The organism is Nocardia bovistercoris (assembly GCF_015674855.1).
Taxonomy (GTDB): Bacteria; Actinomycetota; Actinomycetes; order Mycobacteriales; family Mycobacteriaceae; genus Nocardia; species Nocardia bovistercoris.
Window position 1 is genome coordinate 151,008 of sequence record NZ_JADMLG010000005.1, and the last position, 21,526, is coordinate 172,533.

Genomic DNA, 21,526 nt, shown 5'->3' on the forward strand with positions numbered 1-21,526 from the left:
CAAATCGTCGGCATTGTGCTTTCATCGAGTTATGTTCACCGAGGCTCGGCTGTATTCACCGGTGACCCGCACCGGCGACGGCGACGTGACCGTTCATCTGAGCGAGGAACATCCCGGTGTGCGCGATCCGGAATATCGGGCTAGGCGAAACGCGATCGCGGCGCTCGCATTGGAATACGTGCCGGGCGCCGCGCTGCCGCGTATCGACTACACCGAGGACGAGCAGCGAGTGTGGCGCACTGTTTCGGTGGAACTCGCGCGCAAACACCGCCGCTACGCCTGCACCGACATTCTGGACGCGGCGGCGCGCCTCGCGCTGCCCACCGCGCGAATCCCACAATTGGACGAGGTGAGCGCCGCGCTGGCCCCGCTCACCGGATTCCGGTACGTGCCCGCGGCCGGTCTGGTGCCGCTCCGGGAATTCTTCGGCTCCTTCGCCGAGCGCACCTTTCATTCGACCCAGTACATTCGCCACCATTCCGCCCCGCTCTACACCCCGGAACCCGATGCCGTGCACGAGATCGTCGGACACGCGACGCAACTCGCGTGCCCCCGTTTCGCGGCCGTCTACGAAACAGCGGGCGCGGCCGTCGCGCGGCTGCGCACCGACGCGGCGCTGAAATTCCTGGCCGATGTCTTCTGGTTCTCGATGGAATTCGGCGTGGTCCGGGAGCGGGGCGAGATCCGTTGCTACGGAGCCGGTCTGCTTTCCTCCTACGGCGAGATCGAGGAGTTCCGCGGCGCCGAGCTGCGGCCGCTGGACGTGCGGGCGATGGGCACCGCGACCTACGACATCACGCACTATCAGCCGGTGCTGTATTGCGCGGAATCGGTCACCCACCTCGAGGACGTGGTCGGCGAATTCTTCGCGACCATCGATGACGAGACGCCCGCGCGCATGCGGGCGCGTCCGGTCAGTCCGCGGCCCGCAGCGGCAGCCCGGCCTCGAGGAAGCGCATAGCCCGGCCGAAGTTCTCCGCGTTCATCGGCACCATTTTCGAGATGGCGAGTACCGCGCCCGCCACCGCGCCCGCCGTGACCCGCACCTCGAAATCGTCCTTGCAGGCTCCGACGTGTTCGGCCAACATTTCCGAGACCAGGTCGACGCTGCGTTCCACTTGGACGGCAACGGCCGCGCGCAAGTCCGGTACGTGGAACAGCAGCGCCTCGCGTTCCTGTTCGAAGGCGAGTTCCTCGGCGGTCAGACTCGCGAATACCGTGTGCATCGCGTTCGCGAACGCGCTGAGCGGCGGCACTCCCCTCGGTTCGTTCCTGATCGCCTCGATGATGACCGGGTCGAGGTCGTCGGTGAGCACCACCTGTTCCTTGGTGGGGAAATAGCGGAAGAAGGTGCTCGGCGAGACTTCGGCGGCCTCGGCGATCTGTTCGACGGTGGTCTCGCTGTAGCCCTGTTCGCGAAACAGCCGGAACGCCTCGCTGCGTATGGTGCGGCGGGTCCGTTCCTTCTTCCGCTCGCGCAGACCCCGTAGGTGCGGGGTCTGCGCGGCGTTCCCGTCGCCGGGATCATCAACCGACATGTGTCGATTCTGTCGCATCCGCCGCCGTTCGTGACTCCGGTACGGATTTCCGGCCGCGCGGCAGCACCCACATGGCAAGCGGCGCGGCGACGGCGCAGATCGCGGCGCACACCAACAGCATGGCGTCCATACCGCTGACGAACGCGGTCTGCACGTGCACCAGCAGATCCTGGTCACCGGTCGCCTTCGCCACGGCCACACCGGAATTCACGCCGTCGCGGATCGGGTCGACGTCGCGGTCGCCGAGTTCGGACCGGTACACGGTGGCGAGCACGGTGCCGAGCAACGCCACCGCGATCGTGCCCGCCGCCTGCCGCAGCGCCTGGATCAGGGCCGAGCCCATGCCCGCGCGCGCGACGTCGAGATCGTCGATGGCCACCGACATGCCGACCGGCATCGCCACGCCCATGCCCGCGCCGGTGAGGGCGATCCAGCACGCCCCGTACCAGTAGGGGGTGTCCACCGAGGTCAGCGCGCCGAGTCCGAGTCCGACGGCCAGCGTCGCCATGCCCGCCGTCACCACAGGACCCGCGCCGACGCGCGGCAGCAACCGGTCGCACAGGCGCGCGCCGACGAGGAGTCCGGCGATCAGCGGCAGCAGCCGCAACCCGCTGCCGAGCGCGTCGACCCCGAGCACGGCCTGGTAGTACTGCGGGACGGTGAAGAACAGGCCGAACATGCCGAAGGTGATCAGCACCGTGAGGATTGTGCCCCAACGGAATCCGCGTGCGCGGAACAGCGACAGGTCGATGAGCGGGTATTCGATACCGCGCTGCCGCAACAGGAAGACGGCGAGCGCGGCGACACCTGCGCCGAGTACTGCCCACGCGGGTCCGTCGCCCCAGCCCTCGGTCCCGAGGCGGATGAATCCGTAGGTGAGGCCGAGCATTCCGATCATCGACAGAGCAGCGCCGAGCAGGTCGAGCGGACGCCGCTCGGGATTGCGCGACTCCGGCACCAGCGCGGCCACCGCGAGCGCGCCGATGATCACCATCGGCACGTTGATGAGGAACACCGATCCCCACCAGAAGTTGTCGATGAGCCAGCCGCCGAGTATCGGGCCCAGCGGCAAGCCCAGCGCGGTCGAGGTCACCCAGATCGACATCGCGCGTGCGCGTTCGGCGGGGTCGCCGAACAGCACCGGCAGCACCGCCATGGACAGCGGCATCATGGCCGCCGCCGCGACGCCGAGGACGACCCGCGCCGCGACGAGTTGACCGGATGTGGCGGCGAAAGCACAGGCCAGCGAGGCCGCGCCGAACAGGATCAGCGCCCCGAGCAGGATCTTCTTGCGGCCGAAACGGTCGCCGATCGCGCCTGCTGGCAGCATGGCGGCAGCCAGCGCCAGCGTGTACGCGGTGCTGAACCATTGCAGCGCGCCGTTGTCGGCGTTCAGGTCGACCGCGAGGGTCGGCAGCGCCACCGTGAGCACCGTCATGTCCAGTCCGATGGTCAGCATGGCCACCGCGAGCGCACCGAGCGCCAGCCAGCGGCGGGTGGACTCCGTCTTCATTCCCGACTCCTCCATCGGATCACTACAGCGAATCACTCCAGAAACGACATTTACAGTCTTTTGACATTAACTCTCATTTCATAGCCGCTGTCAACCTGTGGAACACACGGATCCGGCCTCACCACAACCGCACGAGCCCGCGCGCCCGATAGGCTCGAAGCCGATGAAACTCCGGGACTTTCGCCTCACCGCCGCGCTCGGCCTGTCGGCCGCACTGGTCAGCGCGGCCGTGGCGGTCGGCGCCCCCGCGTCCTCGCACGCGTCGCCGCCGAGCAGCACAACGACCACCCCGTTCACCACCCCCAACACCGAAGGCTGCCCGCAGCGGACCCAGCCGCCCGCGCCGATCGACACCTCCGAAGTGCCGCAACCCGGCGAACCGACGCCGACACCGCTACCGGTGCCATCCCCCGTGATCGGCGGCGCCAGAATGGCCGAATGCGGCGTGGTACTGCCCACCGGCGCGCCCGCCGCACCCGAGGAGATCTCGGCGACCGCCTGGATGGTCTCCGACCTCGACACCGGCGAAGTGCTCGCCGCCAAGGACCCGCACGGTCGCTACCGCCCGGCCAGCACGATCAAGGTGCTGCTCGCCACGGTAGCGCTGCGCAGCCTCGACCTGAACAAGGTCGTCGTCGGCACCCAGGCCGACGCCGATGTGGACGGCACGCGTGTCGGCATCGGCCCCGGCGGGCGCTACACCAACCGCCAACTCATGCAGGCGCTCATCATGGCCTCTGGCAACGACGCGGCGCACGCCGTCGCCACCCAACTCGGCGGCGACAAGGCGGCCGTGACGAAGATGAACGAACTCGCGAAGTCGTTGCGCGCCATGGACACTCGGGCCGCAACCCCCTCCGGACTCGACGGCCCCGGCATGAGCACCTCGGCATACGACTTGTCGGTGCTGTTCCGCGAAGCCATGACGATCCCGCTGTTCGCCGAACTCATCCGCACCGAACAGGTCGACTTTCCCGGCTTCCCCAAGGACCCACACAGCCCGGAGGACACCGACCACCCCGGCTTCCCGATCGGCAACGACAACCAGCTGCTCTACAACTACGCAGGCGCGCTCGGCGGCAAGACCGGCTTCACCGACGACGCCCGCCAGACCTTCGTCGCGGGCGCGCAACGCGACGGCCGCCGCCTCGCCGTCACCCTGCTCAAGGCGGACGTGCTGCCCATCCGCCCGTGGGAACAGGCCGCCCGACTGCTCGACTACGGCTTCGCGCTGCCGCGCGGAGTCCAGGTCGGCTTCCTGCCATCGGCCGTGCGCAAAGCCGATCCCAACAGCACGCAACGCACATCGGTCGTGGTGGCCGCACCACCGGTCGAGGACGTGGTCCAGCAGGCCGAACCGCCCGCCGAACACCACCGTTCCAGTACCAGAACCGTGCTCATCGTCGGTGGAATCGTGCTGATAGCGGCGCTGCTGTTCGGCGCACGTCAAGCCCGGCGCCCGCGGCGGCGCTGACTCTTCGGACTGCGCCGTTCGAGCAGCGCGACCATCGATGGCAGGCGAGTGCCGTCGGGCGGCGGAGGCGACCGCGCCCGGCAATCCGCCGAACCGGTAGCGCGGACCAGTTCGCTAGCGCCGCCTCCGCAGGAGCGCCAGAGCGAGGGCAGCGAGTGCACCCACGCCGAAATACGCTGAAGCGGGGGCGAATCCGGGGCGGGTCACTACTCGGGGGCGGATCAGGGCAGGACCGGGCACGGGGATGTCGGCTTCGCGCAAGTTGTCGGAGGCGGTCGCGGCCCACGCGGTGGCGAACAGGACGATCCGGTAGGTGATGTAGCTGAAGACCATCAGGCCGATGATGGAGCCGAAGGTCGCGCCCGCCGGGCTGCGCAGGACGATCTGCAGGTAGATCGTCGCGAAGTATTTGAAGATCTCGAAGGCCACCGCCGCGAGCAGCGCCGCCTTGGCCGCGCTGCGCACCGTGACCGGCTCGCGCGGCAGTCGCGCGATGATCCAGGCGAACACGGCCCAGTTCGCGAGCACCGCGAGCACGATCGACAGCAGCCCGAGCAGCAGCCGGGCGCCGGGCGCCTCGTCCAAGCCGAGTCCGCGCAGCAGGCCCGAACCCAGCTCACTCGACGCGAGCGCCGAGAGCACGAAGGAGGCGAGGAAGGCCATGCCGAGACCGACCAGCGCAACCAGATCCGACAGCTTGCTGACCACCCAGTTCGATTCCTGGGTCTTCTGATCCCACTGCTCGGTCAGCGCGGCGCGTAGATTCGCCATCCAGCCGAGTCCGGCGTACGCCGCGCCGAGCAGACCCAGCACGCCGACGGTGCCGCGCGACTGGACGGCCTGATCGATCAACTGGTTGATCTGGTCACCCAGCGAACCCGGGATGGTCTCCACGATCTTGTCCTGCATCTCGACCAGCAGATCGGGACGGCTGTTCAAGACGAACCCCGCGACCGCGAACGCGACCATCAGCAGCGGGAACAGCGACAACACCGTGAAATAGGTGATGCCCGCCGCGTAGTAGTCGCCGCGCTGACGTTGGTAGCGCCCGCCCGCCCGGATCAGATGATCCAGCCACGGCCGCGCCTGGACACGCCGCTCGGCCCCGGCCTTGATGTTGTCGATCACCTGCACCTGTCCAGCCCCTTCGACCGAAAAAGCGCAGGTTCGACGCTCACCGAGTCAAGAAGCCCACTCGGTCGTAGACCTGCGCGAGGGTGTTGCTCGCGATCTCCCGCGCCCGCTCCGCGCCGCTCGCGAGGATGCGATCGAGCTCACCCTGATCCGCCAGATACTCTTGCACCTTCGTCCGAAGCGGCATCACGAATTCCACCAGCGCGTCCGCCACATCGGATTTCAGGTCACCATATCCCTTACCCGCATAATCGCGTTCCAACGCGACGATGGGCGTATCCGTGACCGAACCGAGGATGACGAGAAGGTTGCTGACCCCCGGCTTCGCCTCCGGGTCGTAACGGATCTCACGTTCGGTGTCGGTGACCGCGGAACGGATCTTCTTGGCCGTCACCTTCGGGTCGTCGAGCAGGTTGATCAGCCCGGCGTCGCTGGACGCGGACTTGCTCATCTTGGCGGTCGGGTCCTGGAGGTCGTAGATCTTGGCGGTGCCCTTGACGATATGCGGCTCCGGCACCACGAAGGTCTTCTTGAAACGGGTATTGAAGCGCTGAGCCAGGTTTCGGGTGAGTTCGAGGTGCTGGCGCTGGTCCTCGCCCACCGGGACCTGGTGCGCGCGGTAGAGCAGGATGTCGGAGGCCATCAGCACCGGATAGGTGAACAGTCCGACGCTCGCGTTCTCCGCGCCCTGTTTGACCGACTTGTCCTTGAACTGGGTCATCCGGCTCGCCTCGCCGAATCCGGTGATACAGCTGAGCACCCAGGCGAGTTCGGCGTGCTCGGGCACCTGGCTCTGCACGAACAGCGTCGACTTCTTCGGGTCGATGCCGACGGCGAGCAGCTGGGCGGCCGCGGCCTTGGTGCGCGCGCGCAGCTGCTTGGGATCGTGCGGCGCGGTGATCGCGTGCAGGTCGGGGATGAAGTACAGCGCGTCGAATTCGTCCTGCATCCGCACCCAGTACTGGATCGCGCCCAGATAGTTGCCGAGATGGAACGAATCGCTGGTCGGCTGGATTCCGGACAGCACACGCTGTTTGCGTTCCGCCACCGGGGTCTGCGCGGGACTGGACATGCCCCCGATCTTTCCATGCCGGTCCACCGGATTTCGGGCCGGCCGGTCCCCGGTGTCGGTTCCGCGGTCGCGGCCGCCCGTTTCCGCCGCATGTCAGAATCGACAGGTGACAGCCCAGCGGACCTACGGCGGCGTCTCGGCGGACGAGCGCCGCGCCCAGCGCCGCACGGCACTGCTCGACGCCGCCCTCGACATCATCGGCACTCAGGGGCTGGCCAAACTCACCGTCTCCGGGCTGTGCGCGCGAGCGGGGCTGAACGAGCGGTACTACTACGAGAGCTTCGACAGCCGCGAAGCCGTGCTCACCGGGGTGATCGACCGGATCGCCGAGGAGATGGCCGCGGCCATCCTCGACGCGCTGCGCGAGGCGCCCGACGATTCGCGGGCCATGGCGCGCGCCGCCATCACCGCGGGCATCCGCCTGCTCACCGACGATCCGCGTAAGGCGAAGGTCGCCTTCATCGACGGGCTCGCCACGCCCGAACTGCGCGCCCGCTCCACGACCACCGCGCGTGTCTTCGCGCGCTTGGTCGCCGCCGAAGGCGTCGGTTTCTACGGCATCCCCGGACCCGACGCTCCGGATGCCGACACCCTTCACGCCGATACCTCGGATGCCGAGACCTCCGACGCCGATGCGGACACTTCCGACGCCGACACCGCCAATGCCGACACCGGCACCTCCGACGCCGACACCGCCAATGCCAATATCGGCACCTCCAATGCCGACGCGGACACCTTCGACGCCAGCGCTTCCAACGCCGACACCGACCCGGCCGTCGACTTCAGGGCCACCTACCTCGTCGGCGGCTTGATCCACACCCTCACCGGCTGGATCCAGGGCGATCTCGCCATGACCCGCGACGAACTCATCGACCACACCACCGACGTCTTCGTACTCCTCGGCGAGGACCTCGCGGGCAGACAGTCCTGAATCAGCAGGCTCAGTCCAGCGCGAGTACCGCGACGCGCGGCGAGGCGGGCTCGCCCTGGAAGACCACGCGGAAGGCGATCTGCCGCTTGGCCCAGTAGTCGGCGCAGTCGCGCATGGCCCGGGCGAACCACTCGCGTTCGGACGGCGCGTCGGCCAGTAGCGCGGCCGAACCGCGCACCACCACAACGTATCCCGGCGCCTCGCCGAGAAAATCGTCCAGATCACGCAGACATTCGTCGAAGGCGTCCTTGTTCTCCCCGAAGTAGTACGGGAATTGGAACGCGGCCGCGAATTCGTCGAAAACCCCCGCGAGCGAACGCATCTTCGCCGCACGCAGCTCCCGCACCCGGTAACCGCTCGGCGCGCGGAACCGCAGACTGCTCAACTCGGCCGCGTCCACCGCGAGCGCGCCGAGCGCTGGACCCGCCGAACGCGAGACGGCCGCGACCATCGGGGCCGCGCCGAGCGCGGCGGGTCGGGCCAGGAACTGGGACAGCGGAACCGGTTTCGACATCAGCGCATCCTAGTGAAGGTCTTGTAGTGGTCACCGGTGTACCAGGCGGAATCGTCGCTGCCGGTGACAATGCGTTCCGCGTCGCGGGACCGGTTGCGCTCCTTGGGATTGACATCCCATTCCTGATACGTGAGCGCACGCCCGTCGGGACCGGTGCGCGGCAAGTCGCCGTTGCGGTTCATCCACTGCTCCCCGCCCTTGGTGCCGGGCGCGTTCGCGGAATCGGGCCACCGCCCCGCATCGATCTCCACCAGCGTGACGTAGGCGCGGTCCGGCACGCCGGGCACCCGGGTCGGCGACGCGACCGGAACCGCGGCAGCCCCCGTTGACCGCTCCGATTTCGCGCTCGTCGCGACAGCCGTGACCTGTGCCGAATTCCCGGCCTCATCCGAGGTATCGCCGCCACGCAGACCGAGCACGGCAGCCAGGACCACCACCGCGACCGAGACGAGCCCGGCCACCACACGCACGGGTTTCGAATTCGCGTTCATCGGTACTGCACCGTCACCGGCGCGTGATCCGACCACCGCAACGCGTAAGTCGCGGCCTTCTCCACAACCGCCTGCTTGGCCCGCCCGGCCACCTCACCCCGCGCCAAGTGGTAATCGATTCTCCACCCGGCGTCGTTGTCGTAGGCGCGGCCGCGGTAGGACCACCAGCTGTAGGGGCCCGGCACGCCCGGGTGCAGGGTGCGCACGGTGTCCACGTAGCCCGCGGCGAGGATGTCGTCGATCCAGGCGCGCTCCCCCGGCAGGAATCCGGCGTTCTTCACGTTGCCTTTCCAGTTCTTGATATCCAGCTCGGTGTGCGCGACATTCCAGTCGCCGCAGATCACGAAATCGGTGATGCGGGATTTCAGGTGGGCGCCCAGTTCGTTCAGGAATCGGTATTTCTCGTCCTGGAGCGGTGTGTCGGCCTCGCCGGTGTGCACGTAGACGCTGGCGACGGTGAGGTCTTCGAAATCGGCTTCGACGTAACGTCCCGAGCCGTCGAATTCGGCGCTGCCGAATCCGGTTCGCACCGCCGTCGGCGCGCGTCTGGACAGGATGCCGACGCCCGCGCGGCCCTTGAGCGCGGGTTCGGCGTGCGACAGATGCCATCCCGACGCGAGTGCCGGAGCCAGCGCGGCGCGGGTTTGCGCGTCGGTCGCCCTGGTTTCCTGGATACAGATGATGTCGGCTTCCGTGGCCGCCAGCCACTCGAGCATCCCCTTGCCGACCTTGCCCGTAGCGGCTCGAACGCCGTTCACGTTCACCGTAGAGATGATATTGGCCACCCTCCGACCGTACAATGCAGGTCAGACCTTCCCGCCCTCGGACCACACGTCCAGGAAGGGGTGACGACGATGACGTCCGACGCCTCAAAGCCAAGGGTCCCCGCCGCGCGCGCCGCCACTCCCGAGAGGGCGGCTCCCGCGACCCGTAAGAAGGCCGCCAAGCCGAAACCCGCGGCGGCGAAGGTCGAGCGTTCGCCGCGGCCGAAACCCGGGCGGAAACGCCCGACGCCGACGAAGGCATTGCACCTCGGTTCCGGTGACCCACTGCTGCTCCTGCACGGTTTCCTGCTCTCCCCGCACAGCTGGGAACAGACCGCGAGCAGGCTGGCGACCCAGTGCGAGGTCTTCGCGCCCGCGCTCGCCGGACACTGGGGCAGCGGAGTCGAGACCGGCTGGTCCACCGATGTCTTCGCGCTCGCCGATCGCGTCGAGGCCCAGCTCGACGAACTCGGTTGGCGCACCTGTCATATCGCGGGCAATTCGCTCGGCGGCTGGGTAGGCATCGAACTCGCGCGGCGCGGCCGGGCACGCACCCTGACTCTCATCGCACCGGCAGGCGGCTGGGACAAGCCGTCCGTGGCGCAGTTCAGGGTCGGGATGAAATTCCTCTCGCTGTTCCCGCTGCTCGAAATCGGCAAGCGGATGGAGGGTTTCGCGACGAGCAACCCGGCGGTACGGCGTTTCGCCGCGCTGTGGCTGAGCAAGAACGCCGCGGCGGTGCCGCAGCGCGAGATCGTCGCCGCGATCATGGCGACGCTGCACTGCGACATCGTGCTCCCGATCCTGCTCGGCGGGTTACGCGGTCCCGCGCTGCGGAATCTGTCCGATCTCACCACGCCGGTGCGCCTGTTGCTGGCCGAATACGACCGCGTGATACCGAATCGCACCTACGCCCGCCGCTTCCTGCAGGAGCTGCCCGAATCGGCGGACCGCATCCTTGTCAACGGAGTGGGCCACGTGCCCATGCTGGAGGCGCCCGACCGGATCGCCACCCTCATCGCCGAACACGTGTACGCCAGCCGCACGCGACTGCGCGCGGTCTGACCTCGCCCGAGGTTCGGGCATTACCCGGAACCACCGTGCGGCAGGCCCTTCCCGCGTCGCGCGCTCGGCGCGGGTCGGCGAGCTGCCTCGGACCGGGACGGACTACGTCCCAGCAGGTATGTCACCCTGCGGGTCGTGGGCGCGCCCGCGCCGCGCGACCGCGACGGTCACGGTGAACAGCGTCAACCCGAGCACCGCCAAGCAGGCCCCGACCACCGCGGGTGCGGTGTACCCGAGACCCGCCGCGATCACCATACCGCCCAGCCATGCCCCCGCGGCGTTCGCGATATTCAGCGCGGCGTGATTGAGCGCGGCCGCGAGCGTCTGGGCGTCGGCGGCCACGTCCATGAGACGGGTCTGCAAGCCGGGCGCCAACGCCGCGCCCGACGCGCCGATCAGGAACGCGCCGACGGCCGCGCTCACCGGGTGATGGGCCGCGGCGACGAATCCGGCGAGGATCACCACCATCGCGATCATCGCCAGGTAGATCGCCCGGTCGCTGCCGCGCTCGGCGAGGACACTGCCGCGATCGGCGAGGACGCCGCCCACGATGTTGCCCGCGACCATGCCGAGCCCGAACAACATCAACACGATCGGAACGAGCCCGAGCGACATGCCTGCCACGTCGGTCAGCGTGGTGGTGATGTAGGTGTACACGGCGAACATGCCGCCGAAGCCGACCGCGCCGACCGCCAAGGTCAGCAGCACCTGCGGACGGCGCAGCGCACCCATCTCGGTGCGCGGGTCGGTGATCCTGATCCCCGTGAGTTCGGGAACGAAACGCAGCAGGGCCAGCACGGTGGCCACGCCGATCAGCGCCACCACCACGTAGGCATTGCGCCAACCGAGGTGCTGGCCGAGCCAGGTCGCTGCGGGAACGCCGACGACGTTGGCGGCGCTCAATCCCAGCATAACCGCGGCTACCGCCTTCGCGCGCTGCCCGACGGGGGCGAGGGTGGCCGCAGCGAGCGACGCGACGCCGAAATACGCGCCGTGCGGCAGGCCGGAAACGAAGCGCGCAAGTACCAGCGGCACGAAACTCGGGGCGAGTACGGTCGCGATATTTCCCACGGTGAAGGCTGCCATCAAGGCGACGAGCAAACGTTTGCGCGGCATTCGAGCACACAGCGAGGCAATCAGTGGCGCGCCGATCACCACGCCGAGAGCGTAGGCGGAAACCGCATGTCCCGCAGTCGGCTCCGAGACATTCATGGCTTGCGAGATATCCGGTAGCAAACCCATGGTGACGAATTCGGTCGTCCCGATTCCGAAGCCGCCGAGCGCCAGGGCGAGCATGGCGGGGATATGCCAGTCGGTCCGGTCGGCGGACACGCTCGGCGGCGTGGCGAGGGGGCTGGTCACGTATTCGTGTAACCGGCGCGGCGCGACGATCCTTTCCGCGCTCGACGTGAGTTCGCCCACCGCGCCCGGACACACCTCGGGCACCCGTGCCACCGTGCGGTGGGGCGGGTGCCCGTATCGGTCCGGCGCTGGGATGCCCCAGCGCCGGTGCGGGGTGAGCGCGGCGGCTCGCCCCGTTCGGCTCAGCGCAGCGCGCGGGCCAGGTTCTCGTCGAGCGCGCCGAGGAATTCCTCGGTGGTCAGGTACCCCTGGTCGCCGCCGACGAGCAGCGCGAGGTCCTTGGTCATCTGACCGCCCTCGACGGTCTTGATGACGACATCCTCGAGGGTCTGCGCGAAGCCGATGACCTCGGGGGTGTTGTCGAGCTTGCCGCGATGCTCGAGCCCGCGCGTCCAGGCGAAGATCGACGCGATCGGGTTGGTCGAGGTGGGCTTGCCCTGCTGGTGCTGACGGTAGTGCCGGGTGACGGTGCCGTGCGCGGCCTCGGCCTCGCAGGTCCTGCCGTCCGGGGTGAGCAGCACCGAGGTCATCAGGCCGAGCGAGCCGAAGCCCTGGGCCACGGTGTCGGACTGCACGTCGCCGTCGTAGTTCTTACATGCCCAGACGTAGCCGCCCTCCCACTTCATGGAGGAGGCGACCATGTCGTCGATGAGGCGGTGTTCGTAGGTCAGGCCGGCCGCGTCGAACTGGGTCTTGAACTCCGCGTCGAACACCTCCTGGAAGGTGTCCTTGAACATGCCGTCGTACGCCTTGAGGATGGTGTTCTTGGTCGACATGTAGACCGGGTAGTTCTGCTGCAGCCCGTAGTTGAAGGACGCGCGCGCGAAATCCTCGATGGATTTCTTGAAGTTGTACATGCCCATGACGACGCCGCCGTCCTCGGGCATCTTCACGACCTCGTGCACGATCGGCTCGCTGCCGTCGTCCGGGGTGAAGGTGAGGGTGACGGTGCCGCCCTGGAAGACCTTGAAATCGGTCGCGCGGTACTGGTCGCCGAACGCGTGACGGCCGATGATGATCGGCTTGGTCCAGCCGGGCACCAGGCGCGGGACGTTGGAGATGATGATCGGCGCGCGGAAGATGGTGCCGCCGAGGATGTTGCGGATGGTGCCGTTGGGGGAACGCCACATCTTCTTGAGGCCGAACTCCTCGACCCTGGCCTCGTCCGGGGTGATCGTCGCGCATTTGACGCCGACGCCGTGTTCCTTGATGGCGTTGGCCGCGTCGATGGTGACCTGGTCGTCCGTCTTGTCCCGGTACTCGATGCCGAGGTCGTAGTACTCGAGGTTCACGTCGAGATAGGGGTGGATCAGCTTGTCCTTGATGAACTGCCAGATGATCCTGGTCATCTCGTCGCCGTCGAGCTCTACGACGGTGCCTTCAACCTTGATCTTGGACATGGATCTTCGTGTCCTCCTCGGATGGTGCCCTCATTGCACGGCCGGGCGAACACGCTTGTGAGCGGGCCCCAGCTGTTCCAACAGACAACGTATATGTCCCGTCTGGTCGGCGGGACGTGTGGTGCAAACATGACAAGCGTACTGCTGGTCCCGCCCTCACCGCGCGGGGAGGTGCCACTGTGCGTAACCTCGCAGCGTACCGGTTCGAGCCGAGAAATTGTTACCCGCAAGTAATTTCAACCGCACCAACCCCGCAGAACGCCGGTCACGGCAACATCGAAGGCCGGCCGAACACAACGCACCGCCACCGCTCGGTACCCCCAAGCCTCCCCTTCCAAGCCCCACCCGACCACCAGAGCGCGAGCCCGACGAGCGCCGGTTCGCGGCCGTCTCGCGTCCCAGCGGTCGATACGATGCGACGAAGGAGCAAGTATCGACCGCTGGGACGCGAGACTCCCAGGGCCGCGAACCCGCGGCGACGAAGTCGCCGCCAATAAACAGAGCCGCTGTGAAAGTTCCGCGCGTTACCCGCCCACCCTCTCACCGGCGGATCCCATGACGAAGAGCCGCGCCCAAGATCCGCCACGAACCCGACTCAAACAGGCAACGCCGCCCCCACCTCGCTCTCCGCCCCCTCGATCAGATTCTCAGGCTTGTCCCGAATCATCAGAGCGATGATCGGAATCGCAGCGAGAAAGAACCCCGCCCCCGCATAGAACGCCACGTCATAACTGTGGATAGACGCACGCGCGGCCAAGTCCGAGACCCCGGGATTATCCGTCACATAATCTTTCGCAGCCTGCACAGAAACGGTAGTGAGCAGCGCCGTACCGACCGCCCCGCCAACCTGCTGCGCCGCGTTGAGCAGCGCGCTGGCCACGCCCGAATCCGCCGCGTCGACCTGATGCAACGCCACCGCCTGCATCCCGACGAACAGCGGCCCCATACCGAGCGCGATCAAACTCTGCGCGGGCAACACCGCGAGCGCATAACTGTCCCCGAGCCCGAGCTGAGCCAGCCAGAGCAACCCGACGACACCGAGGACCGCCCCCGCCAGCATGAGCGGCCGCGGACCGATCCGCGGCAGCAACGTACTGGTGACGCCCGCGGACACGGCGATCCCGATCGGGAACGGCAAGAAGGCGACACCCGCCTGCAGCGGGCTGTAACCGTGGATGTTCTGGAAGTAGAAACTCAGGAACAGGAACATCGCGAACATGGCGATCGGTATGAGCAGCGCCACCAGCAGTGCGCCACCGCGGTTGATCTCACCCGGAATCCGCAGCGGAAGCAGCGGATTCTCCGACCGCCGCTCCACCCCGACGAACACCGCGAGCAGCACGACACCGACCGCGAGCAGACCGAGGGTGGCGGGCGAGGTCCAGCCGTGCTCGGCGGCGCGGCTGAATCCGTAGACGATCGAGATCAAGCCGACGGTCACGGTGACGGCCCCGGGTATGTCGTACCCACCGGTGCGCGGGGCCGGAACATCCCTGGCGACGAACAGCAGCGCCCCGACCACCGCGATGGCCGCGATAGGCGCGTTGACCAGCAGCGTCCAGCGCCACGATACGTATTCGGTGAGCGCGCCGCCCGCGAGCATGCCGATCGCCGCGCCGCCCGCGGAGACGCCCGCGAACACCGAGAGCGCGGTGGCGCGTTCGCGCGCTTCGGTGAAGGTGACCGAGAGCAGTGACAGCGCGGCCGGTGCGAGCAGCGCCGCGAACGCCCCCTGGAAGCCGCGGCCGACGAAGAGCTGGCCGCCGTTCTGCGCGAGTCCTGCCAGCGCCGAGGCGGCGGCGAAGCCGACGAGTCCGATCATGAACATGCGGCGGCGGCCGAGGTAGTCGGCCATGCGGCCGCCGAGCAGGAGCAGGCCGCCGAAGATCAGCGTGTATGCGGTGAGCATCCACTGGGTGTTGCCGTCGCTGATGTCGAGGTCGCGCTGGGCGAAGGGCAGTGCGATGGTCACGATGGTCGCGTCGAGAACCACGATGAGCTGGGCGAACGCGATGACGGCCAAGGCGAGCCAGCGAGCCGGACTCCCCCGCCGCTGTGCTGTTTCGGCCGCTTGTGCGGTGTCGGACATGCGGATCTCCTGGTTGGAAGGTCTCGAACTGGGGATGACGTCCGGTCAATCCTGTCACCAAGCGACAATTGGCGTCAACAGAAAAATGTCGCAGTCAGACATTTGACTCCCACAGACAAATGCCTGAATGCGATACAGTAGGATGATGCTCGACTCATCAGCGCCGATCGAGGTGGTCGCCGACGCCGTGCGCTCGGGCGCACCCCGCGTGAGCCTGCGTGAGCGCAAGAAGCGGCAGACCCGCGCCAGAATCATCGAAGTGGCGCTCGACCTGTGCGAGATCAAAGGGTTCGAGGCCACCACCGTCGAACAGATCGCGCACGGCGCCGACGTCTCACCGCGCACCGTGAACCGCTACTTCGACACCAAAGAGGACATCGTCCTGGGCACCCTCGACGCATTCGGCGACGCGATCGCCTGCGCCCTCGCGGCCCAACCGAGGACCGACAGCGATCTGCGCGCCCTGTGCAACGCCTATCTGCACATGATCGAACGGGCCGCGAGCAGCGACGACGACCTGTCCTTCCGCCGTTTCCAACAGACCCAGCGAATCGCCCGCACCAGCCCGACGGTCAATGCTCGACTGCTGGAATACGGCGAGACGAAGAACACGATGATCACCACGGTGCTGGCCGAACGCACCGGAAAGTCGCCGGAAGCGCTGTGCGTGCGACTGGTGGTCGCGACCTGGCAGATGCTGTGTCACGTCGCGCTCGCCCAGTCCGAGGAGGTGCTCGTGCACGGCGAGCCCCAGGTCGCGGCACATGCGGCGCGCATCGCCGTCGTCGACGCCTACAACGAGCTCTGCCGGATCTGCGCGCATCCGATACCGGCCGACTCGATGTGATCTCTCGGACAGATTTTCGGCGTCGACCGACTGCCGGCTATCATGTCCCTCAGGTCATGAGTGCCAGCGCCAAGCCCCGGCTCGCTGGACGGCAACCCTCCAGCTGCGGTGGGGTGCTCCGGGTGATGACCGGGCTCCCGAAGGTCGGGAGCAAGCGCGCTGTTCAGGAGGTTCCCCGAAATGTGTTGTCGTCCTTCGCCCCTGACGCGATAACCGTCGAGTCCGGCGAACAACATCCTTGGAGCACACATGAGCGACCCCACCGCGTCTGCGACAGATCCCGCCACTTGGTCATTCGAGACCAAGCAGGTGCACGCGGGGCAGGCCCCCGACCAGGCCACCGGCGCGCGCGCACTGCCGATCTACCAGACCACCTCCTACGCCTTCCGCGACACCGACCACGCCGCGGCGCTGTTCGGTCTGGCCGAACCCGGCAACATCTACACCCGGATCATGAACCCAACCCAGGACGTGGTCGAGCAGCGCATCGCGGCGCTCGAGGGTGGCGTGGCGGCGCTGCTGCTGTCCTCGGGGCAGGCCGCGGAAACCTTCGCGATCCTCAACCTGGCCTCCGCCGGTGACCACATCGTCTCCAGTCCGCACCTCTACGGCGGCACCTACAACCTGTTCCACTACACGCTGCCCAAACTCGGCATCGACGTCTCCTTCGTCACCGATCCCGACGATCTCGCGCAGTGGCGGGCCGCGATCCGGCCCAACACCAAGGCCGTCTACGGCGAGACCATCGCCAACCCGAGCAGCGCCATCTTCGACATCCGCGGCATCGCCGACGTCGCGCACGCGGCGGGCGTGCCGCTCATCGTCGACAACACCGTCGCGACCCCGTACCTCATCCAGCCGCTCGCGCACGGCGCCGACATCGTCGTGCACTCCGCGACCAAGTACTTGGGCGGACACGGCGCGGCCATCGCGGGCGTCATCGTCGACGGCGGCGGCTTCGACTGGACGGTGCGCGACGAGAACGGCGCCTCCCGCTTCCCCGGCTTCACCACCCCCGACCCCAGCTACCACGGCGCGGTCTTCGCCGATCTCGGCGCACCGGCCTTCGCGCTCAAGGCGCGCGTCCAACTGCTGCGCGACCTGGGTTCGGCGGTGTCGCCGTTCAACGCCTTCCTCATCGCCCAGGGTCTGGAGACCCTGAGCCTGCGGGTCGAGCGGCACGTCGCCAATGCGGTGGCCGTCGCCGAATTCCTGGCCGGGCACGAGGATGTCGTCGCCGTCCACTACGCCGGGCTCCCCGACTCGCCGTGGCACGCGCGGGCCGCTGAGCTGGCGCCCAAGGGCGCGGGTGCGATCGTCGCCTTCGAACTGCGCGGCGGCGTCGACGCGGGCAAGCGCTTCGTGGACGCGCTCACCCTGCACAGCCACGTCGCCAATATCGGTGACGTGCGGTCGCTGGTGATCCATCCGGCCTCGACCACGCATTCGCAGCTGACGCCCGAGGAACAGCGCGCGGCGGGCGTCACGCCGGGTCTGGTCCGGCTCGCCGTCGGCATCGAAGGCATCGACGACATCCTGGCCGACCTACGCGCCGGTTTCGCGGCAGCCGCGACGTGACCGTGAGTACCGAGCCGAGCACCGACCGTCCGGCGGCCGGTGCGCACCTGCTGCCGCCGCCGGACGGTCAGCTCGGCGTGATCGCGATCGGGGACGTGCGCCTGGAGAACGGCGCGACCGTCCCCGATGTGCGGCTCGCCGTGCAGCGCTGGGGCGAGCTGTCGCCCGCACTCGACAATGTGGTCCTCGTCGAGCACGCGCTCACCGGCGATTCGCATGTGGTCGGCGCGGCGAACGAGGCACACGAGCAGGCGGGCTGGTGGGACGGGCTCGTCGGTCCCGGTGCGGCGGTGGACACCGACGAATGGTGCGTGATCGCGACCAACGTACTCGGCGGCTGCAAGGGCAGCACCGGTCCCGCCTCCCTCGCGTCCGACGGAAAACCTTGGGGCGCACGGTTTCCCGAAATCTCCATCCGCGATCAGGTGGCCGCCGAACTTACGCTGACCGAGTTGCTCGGCATCGAACGGCTCGCCGCGGTGGTCGGCGGGTCGATGGGCGGCATGCGGGTCCTCGAATGGATGATCACCGCGCCCGAGCGCGTGGCGGCGGCCCTGGTCCTCGCGGTCGGCGCGCGCGCCACCGCCGACCAGATCGGCACGCAGACCACCCAGATCGCCGCGATCACCGCCGACCCGGACTGGCAGGGCGGGAACTATCACGGCACCGGCCGCGCCCCGACGACCGGCATGGGCCTCGCACGCCGCATCGCGCACCTGACCTATCGCACCGAGGGCGAGCTGGATCACCGATTCGCCAACGATGCCCAGCAGGGTGAGGACCCGTGGCGCGGCGGGCGGTACGCGGTGCAGAGCTACCTCGATCATCAAGCCGAAAAGCTGTGCAGCCGTTTCGATCCCGCGACCTACGTGCTGCTCACCGAGGCGATGAACCGCCACGACGTCGGGCGCGGTCGCGGCGGGATCGCGGCGGCGCTGGCATCGACGCCGGTGCCGTGCGTGGTCGGTGGCGTCGATTCGGATCGCCTGTACCCGTTGCACACCCAGCGGGAACTGGCCGAGGCGCTACCCGGCTGTGAACGACTCGAGGTCGTGCATTCGCGCGACGGGCACGACGGGTTCCTCACCGAGGCCGCGGCGGTGTCCAAGCTGTTGAGCGAGACCATGCGGTTGGCGCGCGAACACCGCTGAGCCGCCGGTGCGTTCGGTTCAGCCGACGCCGACGGTGCTGATGGTGGCCGCGAGCGTGACGATCACCGAACCGAGCAGCGTGAGCGTGGCGACGTCGAACGGGCGACTGCGCACCGCGAGCAGTCCGACCCGCGCGGTGGGCAGGCACAGCCGGAACGCCGCCGCGAGCAGGGTCGCGCCACCGAAGAACAGCGCGCCGCGTCGCCACCGGTCCGAAGCGACCAGCACCACGGCCGCCACGATGACGAGCGTCACCACCACCATCGGCAGGTGACAGCGCAGAAACCGCGCCACCGCACCCGGCTGCCTTCCCGCGGATTCGACATCGGTCACGCCCCGATTGTCGCAGATCCGCCCACCCCGCCTCACGCCAGGACGGCGTCCCCTCGGCGTCGATCGGATGTTCCGGCGCACGTGGAGGCCGCGACTCCCAGGGTGTACCCCCGAGCGTGCCGCCTACGGACCGTACCGGCCGTGTCGCGCACGAGTTTGTGGCGCAACGACTTCCGATCTCACCCCGGCGCCTTGACCGGCGACCGGTCGGGCAGCAGACTGGGCGCGGTAGACGGGTCGTGTCGACGTGACGCGGGCCTTGTTCGTTCGGGGACGAAGCGGGGGAAGATCATGCGAATCGCACGTGCCGTCACGATCGCCGTGCTGTTGTCCGCGCCCGGGGCGGTCGCGGGCTGCTCGGCCGAGCCGGTGGCCGGGTCGGCGACACCCGCCGCCTCCAGCACCACCGACGCCGCGCCCAGCGACCAGTTCGGTCCGCTCGGCTACGGGAAGCTGCGGCTCGGCATGAGCATGCTCGACGCGCAGGCCACCGGCGAGATCGCACAGGTGGAGGATATGAAGGGCGACCCGCCCGGCTGCGGTCGCTACACCACCAAGACCGGTGCGAGCGGGTTCTACAAGCAGGGCGAGATCGTCGCGATCATGCACAACAAGCTGCCCGCACGCACCCCCGAGGGCGTGGCGGCGGGGTCGACGGTGGACGAGGTGCGCGCGGCCTACCCCGCCCTGAAACTCGGCCACAACTGGAGTTCCGCCGACGTACCCGGCCATCCCGCACATTACGGATTCCTCGGGGTCCGCCGGCAGAGCGCACCCGACGCGAAAGTCACCCAAATGCTGCTCTACAACGACAACGACACCTGCCACAACTGATCGCCGCGGAGTTCTCCCCGCGCCCTGGTTCCACGCGGCGCGAGGTCGGGGACGGTCTCCTCGAATGTGCACACGAGCCCACCCGGTATCGCTAGTCTCATTTCCGAGAATGCCATTCACATCGGAGTGAGCTATGCGATTCGTCCTCGTCCACGGCGGATTCCACGCGGCTTGGTGCTGGGATCGCCTGATTCCGGAACTCGCCGAACTCGGCCACGAGGGAGTCGCCGTCGACCTGCCCGGCCACGGGAAACTCGTGGCACAGGAATCGACCATCGCCAACCGCCGCGACGCGATCCTCGACGTACTGCGCGACGGCGATGTCCTGGTCGGCCATTCCGGCGGCGGTTTCGACATCACCACGGCCGCCGACGCCGCCCCCGACCGCGTCGCCCACTTGATCTACCTGGCCGCGGCCCTACCCCGCGAAGGCCGCACCTTCCCCGAAGCGATGGCCATGCGCGACAACGAGGACGGCGAATTCGACGCCGACGTCGGCGCCATGCTCTCCTACCTGCACTTCGCCGACGACGGCACCATGACTTTCGCGTCCTACGAGGGCGCGCGCGACTACTTCTACCACGACTGCGACGAACCCACCGCCCGCTGGGCCTTCGACCACCTCGGCCCGGAACGCTTCGGCGACACCACCGTAACCCCCGTTTCCGTCCCCACCTTCTGGTCCGCCGACATCCCCCGCAGCTACATCCGCTGCCTCCAGGACCGCTGCAAACCGAGATGGCTCTCCGACTCCGTAACCACCCGCCTCGGCGTCACCCCCCTGACCATCGACACCTCCCACTCCCCTTTCCTGAGCCGCCCCCGAGAACTGGCCACCCTCCTCACCCAAGCCCCGACCACCACCCCCACCGGCCCCCTCCTCCCCAACTGACCCGAAGCGAAGCCCTTCGGCTGCTGCCGAACCGGCCGGCTTCGCGAGCAGATATGGCCCCTGGTTCAATAGGCGGCTGTGTTCCGACTGATGTTTCATGAGCCTGTTATTCCGGGGAATACCGGGAATGCGATTCGGTTGGTGGCGGGGGTGGGGTGTGAGCTGCATTTGGTGGGGCCGCTCGGGTTCGATTTGTCGGAGGCCAAGTTGCGGCGGGCGGGGTTGGATTACCACGATCTGGCTTCGGTGACGGTGCACGGGAGTTTGGCGGAGGCGTGGGAGGCGTTGCGGCCGGAGCGGGTTTACGCGTTCACCACGCATGCGCGGGCTCGGCATACCGATATAGCGTATCGGGAGGGGGATGTGTTGTTGTTCGGGACCGAACCGACGGGGTTGCCGGAGGAGGTGCTCGGTGATCCTCGGATCACGGCGCGGGTGCGGATACCGATGCTGCCGGGGCGGCGGTCGATGAATTTGTCGAATGCGGCGGCGGTGGCGGTGTACGAGGCGTGGCGGCAGCAGGGGTTTCCCGGCGGGGTGTAGG

21 protein-coding genes and 1 riboswitch are annotated in these 21,526 nt (G+C 68.1%); of the genes, 10 read left to right on the top strand and 11 right to left on the bottom strand.

What is annotated here, in order from left to right:
- The first annotated feature begins 31 nt into the window (after positions 1-31).
- The gene (locus tag IT779_RS14400) at positions 32-961 is read left to right on the top strand and encodes a phenylalanine 4-monooxygenase (RefSeq protein WP_196149815.1); all 930 of its coding nucleotides are present in this window, start codon (positions 32-34) and stop codon (positions 959-961) included.
- Here IT779_RS14400 and IT779_RS14405 read toward each other — a convergent pair.
- Both IT779_RS14405 and IT779_RS14410 read right to left on the bottom strand, forming a co-directional pair.
- Positions 915-1,538 carry a TetR family transcriptional regulator gene (locus IT779_RS14405; RefSeq protein WP_196149816.1) on the bottom strand — a complete coding sequence of 208 codons (624 nt, stop codon included), beginning with the start codon at positions 1,536-1,538 and terminating at the stop codon, positions 915-917. The two genes, IT779_RS14400 and IT779_RS14405, sit on opposite strands and share 47 nt — an antisense overlap.
- Positions 1,528-3,051 (bottom strand): DHA2 family efflux MFS transporter permease subunit, encoded by a 1,524-nt coding sequence (locus tag IT779_RS14410; protein WP_196149817.1) that lies wholly within the window; start codon positions 3,049-3,051, stop codon positions 1,528-1,530. The genes IT779_RS14405 and IT779_RS14410 overlap by 11 nt, the downstream gene beginning before the upstream one ends.
- Positions 3,052-3,214: 163 nt before the next feature.
- Between IT779_RS14410 and IT779_RS14415 the strand changes: the two genes are divergently transcribed.
- The gene (locus IT779_RS14415) at positions 3,215-4,525 is read left to right on the top strand and encodes a D-alanyl-D-alanine carboxypeptidase family protein (protein ID WP_196149818.1); all 1,311 of its coding nucleotides are present in this window, start codon (positions 3,215-3,217) and stop codon (positions 4,523-4,525) included.
- A gap of 114 nt (positions 4,526-4,639) precedes the next feature.
- On the opposite strand, the gene yhjD is transcribed toward IT779_RS14415, so the two are convergent.
- Together yhjD and trpS are read right to left on the bottom strand one after the other, a co-directional pair.
- Positions 4,640-5,659 (bottom strand): inner membrane protein YhjD, encoded by a 1,020-nt coding sequence (gene yhjD, locus IT779_RS14420; RefSeq protein ID WP_196149819.1) that lies wholly within the window; start codon positions 5,657-5,659, stop codon positions 4,640-4,642.
- 40 nt (positions 5,660-5,699) lie between these two features.
- Positions 5,700-6,731, bottom strand: a complete 1,032-nt coding sequence (gene trpS, locus IT779_RS14425) for a tryptophan--tRNA ligase (RefSeq protein ID WP_196149820.1) — start codon at positions 6,729-6,731, stop codon at positions 5,700-5,702.
- Positions 6,732-6,837: 106 nt separating this feature from the next.
- Between trpS and IT779_RS37770 the strand changes: the two genes are divergently transcribed.
- Positions 6,838-7,662: a TetR/AcrR family transcriptional regulator gene (locus IT779_RS37770; protein WP_332838799.1), complete on the top strand. Its 825-nt coding sequence runs from the start codon at positions 6,838-6,840 to the stop codon at positions 7,660-7,662.
- A gap of 10 nt (positions 7,663-7,672) precedes the next feature.
- Here IT779_RS37770 and IT779_RS14435 read toward each other — a convergent pair whose 3' ends face one another.
- From IT779_RS14435 to IT779_RS14445, 3 genes are read right to left on the bottom strand one after another with little or no spacing between them, the layout of a single operon-like run.
- Positions 7,673-8,176, bottom strand: coding sequence for a barstar family protein (locus IT779_RS14435; RefSeq protein WP_196149822.1), 504 nt, complete (start codon positions 8,174-8,176; stop codon positions 7,673-7,675).
- A complete protein-coding gene (locus IT779_RS14440; RefSeq protein ID WP_196149823.1) occupies positions 8,176-8,667 on the bottom strand; it encodes a ribonuclease domain-containing protein in 492 nt (163 codons plus the stop codon). The genes IT779_RS14435 and IT779_RS14440 overlap by 1 nt, the downstream gene beginning before the upstream one ends.
- Entirely contained in the window at positions 8,664-9,452 is a 789-nt protein-coding gene (locus IT779_RS14445; RefSeq protein WP_196149824.1) for an exodeoxyribonuclease III, read from the bottom strand. The genes IT779_RS14440 and IT779_RS14445 overlap by 4 nt, the downstream gene beginning before the upstream one ends.
- A 69-nt stretch (positions 9,453-9,521) precedes the next feature.
- Here IT779_RS14445 and IT779_RS14450 point away from each other — a divergent pair, with 69 nt between their 5' ends.
- Entirely contained in the window at positions 9,522-10,496 is a 975-nt protein-coding gene (locus IT779_RS14450) for an alpha/beta fold hydrolase (protein WP_196149825.1), read from the top strand.
- Positions 10,497-10,598: 102 nt separating this feature from the next.
- On the opposite strand, the gene IT779_RS14455 is transcribed toward IT779_RS14450, so the two are convergent.
- The 3 genes from IT779_RS14455 to IT779_RS14465 form a co-directional block, all read right to left on the bottom strand.
- Complete coding sequence (locus IT779_RS14455) at positions 10,599-11,828, bottom strand: MFS transporter (protein WP_332838815.1); 1,230 nt, start codon at positions 11,826-11,828, stop codon at positions 10,599-10,601.
- 212 nt (positions 11,829-12,040) lie between these two features.
- A complete protein-coding gene (locus IT779_RS14460) occupies positions 12,041-13,258 on the bottom strand; it encodes an NADP-dependent isocitrate dehydrogenase (RefSeq protein ID WP_196149826.1) in 1,218 nt (405 codons plus the stop codon).
- Positions 13,259-13,853: 595 nt separating this feature from the next.
- Positions 13,854-15,347 carry an MFS transporter gene (locus tag IT779_RS14465; protein WP_196149827.1) on the bottom strand — a complete coding sequence of 498 codons (1,494 nt, stop codon included), beginning with the start codon at positions 15,345-15,347 and terminating at the stop codon, positions 13,854-13,856.
- Between the two features lie 145 nt (positions 15,348-15,492).
- Between IT779_RS14465 and IT779_RS37185 the strand changes: the two genes are divergently transcribed.
- The 3 genes from IT779_RS37185 to metX all read left to right on the top strand — a co-directional run bounded on the left by IT779_RS37185 (position 15,493) and on the right by metX (position 18,923).
- Complete coding sequence (locus tag IT779_RS37185) at positions 15,493-16,194, top strand: TetR/AcrR family transcriptional regulator (RefSeq protein WP_232541751.1); 702 nt, start codon at positions 15,493-15,495, stop codon at positions 16,192-16,194.
- Between the two features lie 52 nt (positions 16,195-16,246).
- A riboswitch (SAM riboswitch) is annotated at positions 16,247-16,357 on the top strand.
- Positions 16,358-16,443: 86 nt separating this feature from the next.
- Entirely contained in the window at positions 16,444-17,772 is a 1,329-nt protein-coding gene (locus IT779_RS14475; protein ID WP_196149828.1) for a bifunctional o-acetylhomoserine/o-acetylserine sulfhydrylase, read from the top strand.
- Positions 17,769-18,923 (top strand): homoserine O-acetyltransferase MetX, encoded by a 1,155-nt coding sequence (gene metX / locus IT779_RS14480; protein WP_196149829.1) that lies wholly within the window; start codon positions 17,769-17,771, stop codon positions 18,921-18,923. The genes IT779_RS14475 and metX overlap by 4 nt, the downstream gene beginning before the upstream one ends.
- A gap of 18 nt (positions 18,924-18,941) precedes the next feature.
- Here metX and IT779_RS14485 read toward each other — a convergent pair whose 3' ends face one another.
- Positions 18,942-19,187: a DUF3017 domain-containing protein gene (locus tag IT779_RS14485; protein ID WP_196150047.1), complete on the bottom strand. Its 246-nt coding sequence runs from the start codon at positions 19,185-19,187 to the stop codon at positions 18,942-18,944.
- A gap of 360 nt (positions 19,188-19,547) precedes the next feature.
- Here IT779_RS14485 and IT779_RS14490 point away from each other — a divergent pair, with 360 nt between their 5' ends.
- The 3 genes from IT779_RS14490 to IT779_RS14500 all read left to right on the top strand — a co-directional run bounded on the left by IT779_RS14490 (position 19,548) and on the right by IT779_RS14500 (position 21,525).
- Complete coding sequence (locus IT779_RS14490) at positions 19,548-20,090, top strand: hypothetical protein (protein WP_196149830.1); 543 nt, start codon at positions 19,548-19,550, stop codon at positions 20,088-20,090.
- A 133-nt stretch (positions 20,091-20,223) separates the two neighbouring features.
- Positions 20,224-20,982 (top strand): alpha/beta fold hydrolase, encoded by a 759-nt coding sequence (locus IT779_RS14495; protein ID WP_196149831.1) that lies wholly within the window; start codon positions 20,224-20,226, stop codon positions 20,980-20,982.
- 78 nt (positions 20,983-21,060) lie between these two features.
- The gene (locus tag IT779_RS14500; protein WP_196149832.1) at positions 21,061-21,525 is read left to right on the top strand and encodes a tRNA (cytidine(34)-2'-O)-methyltransferase; all 465 of its coding nucleotides are present in this window, start codon (positions 21,061-21,063) and stop codon (positions 21,523-21,525) included.
- The last annotated feature ends 1 nt before the right edge of the window (position 21,526 follow it).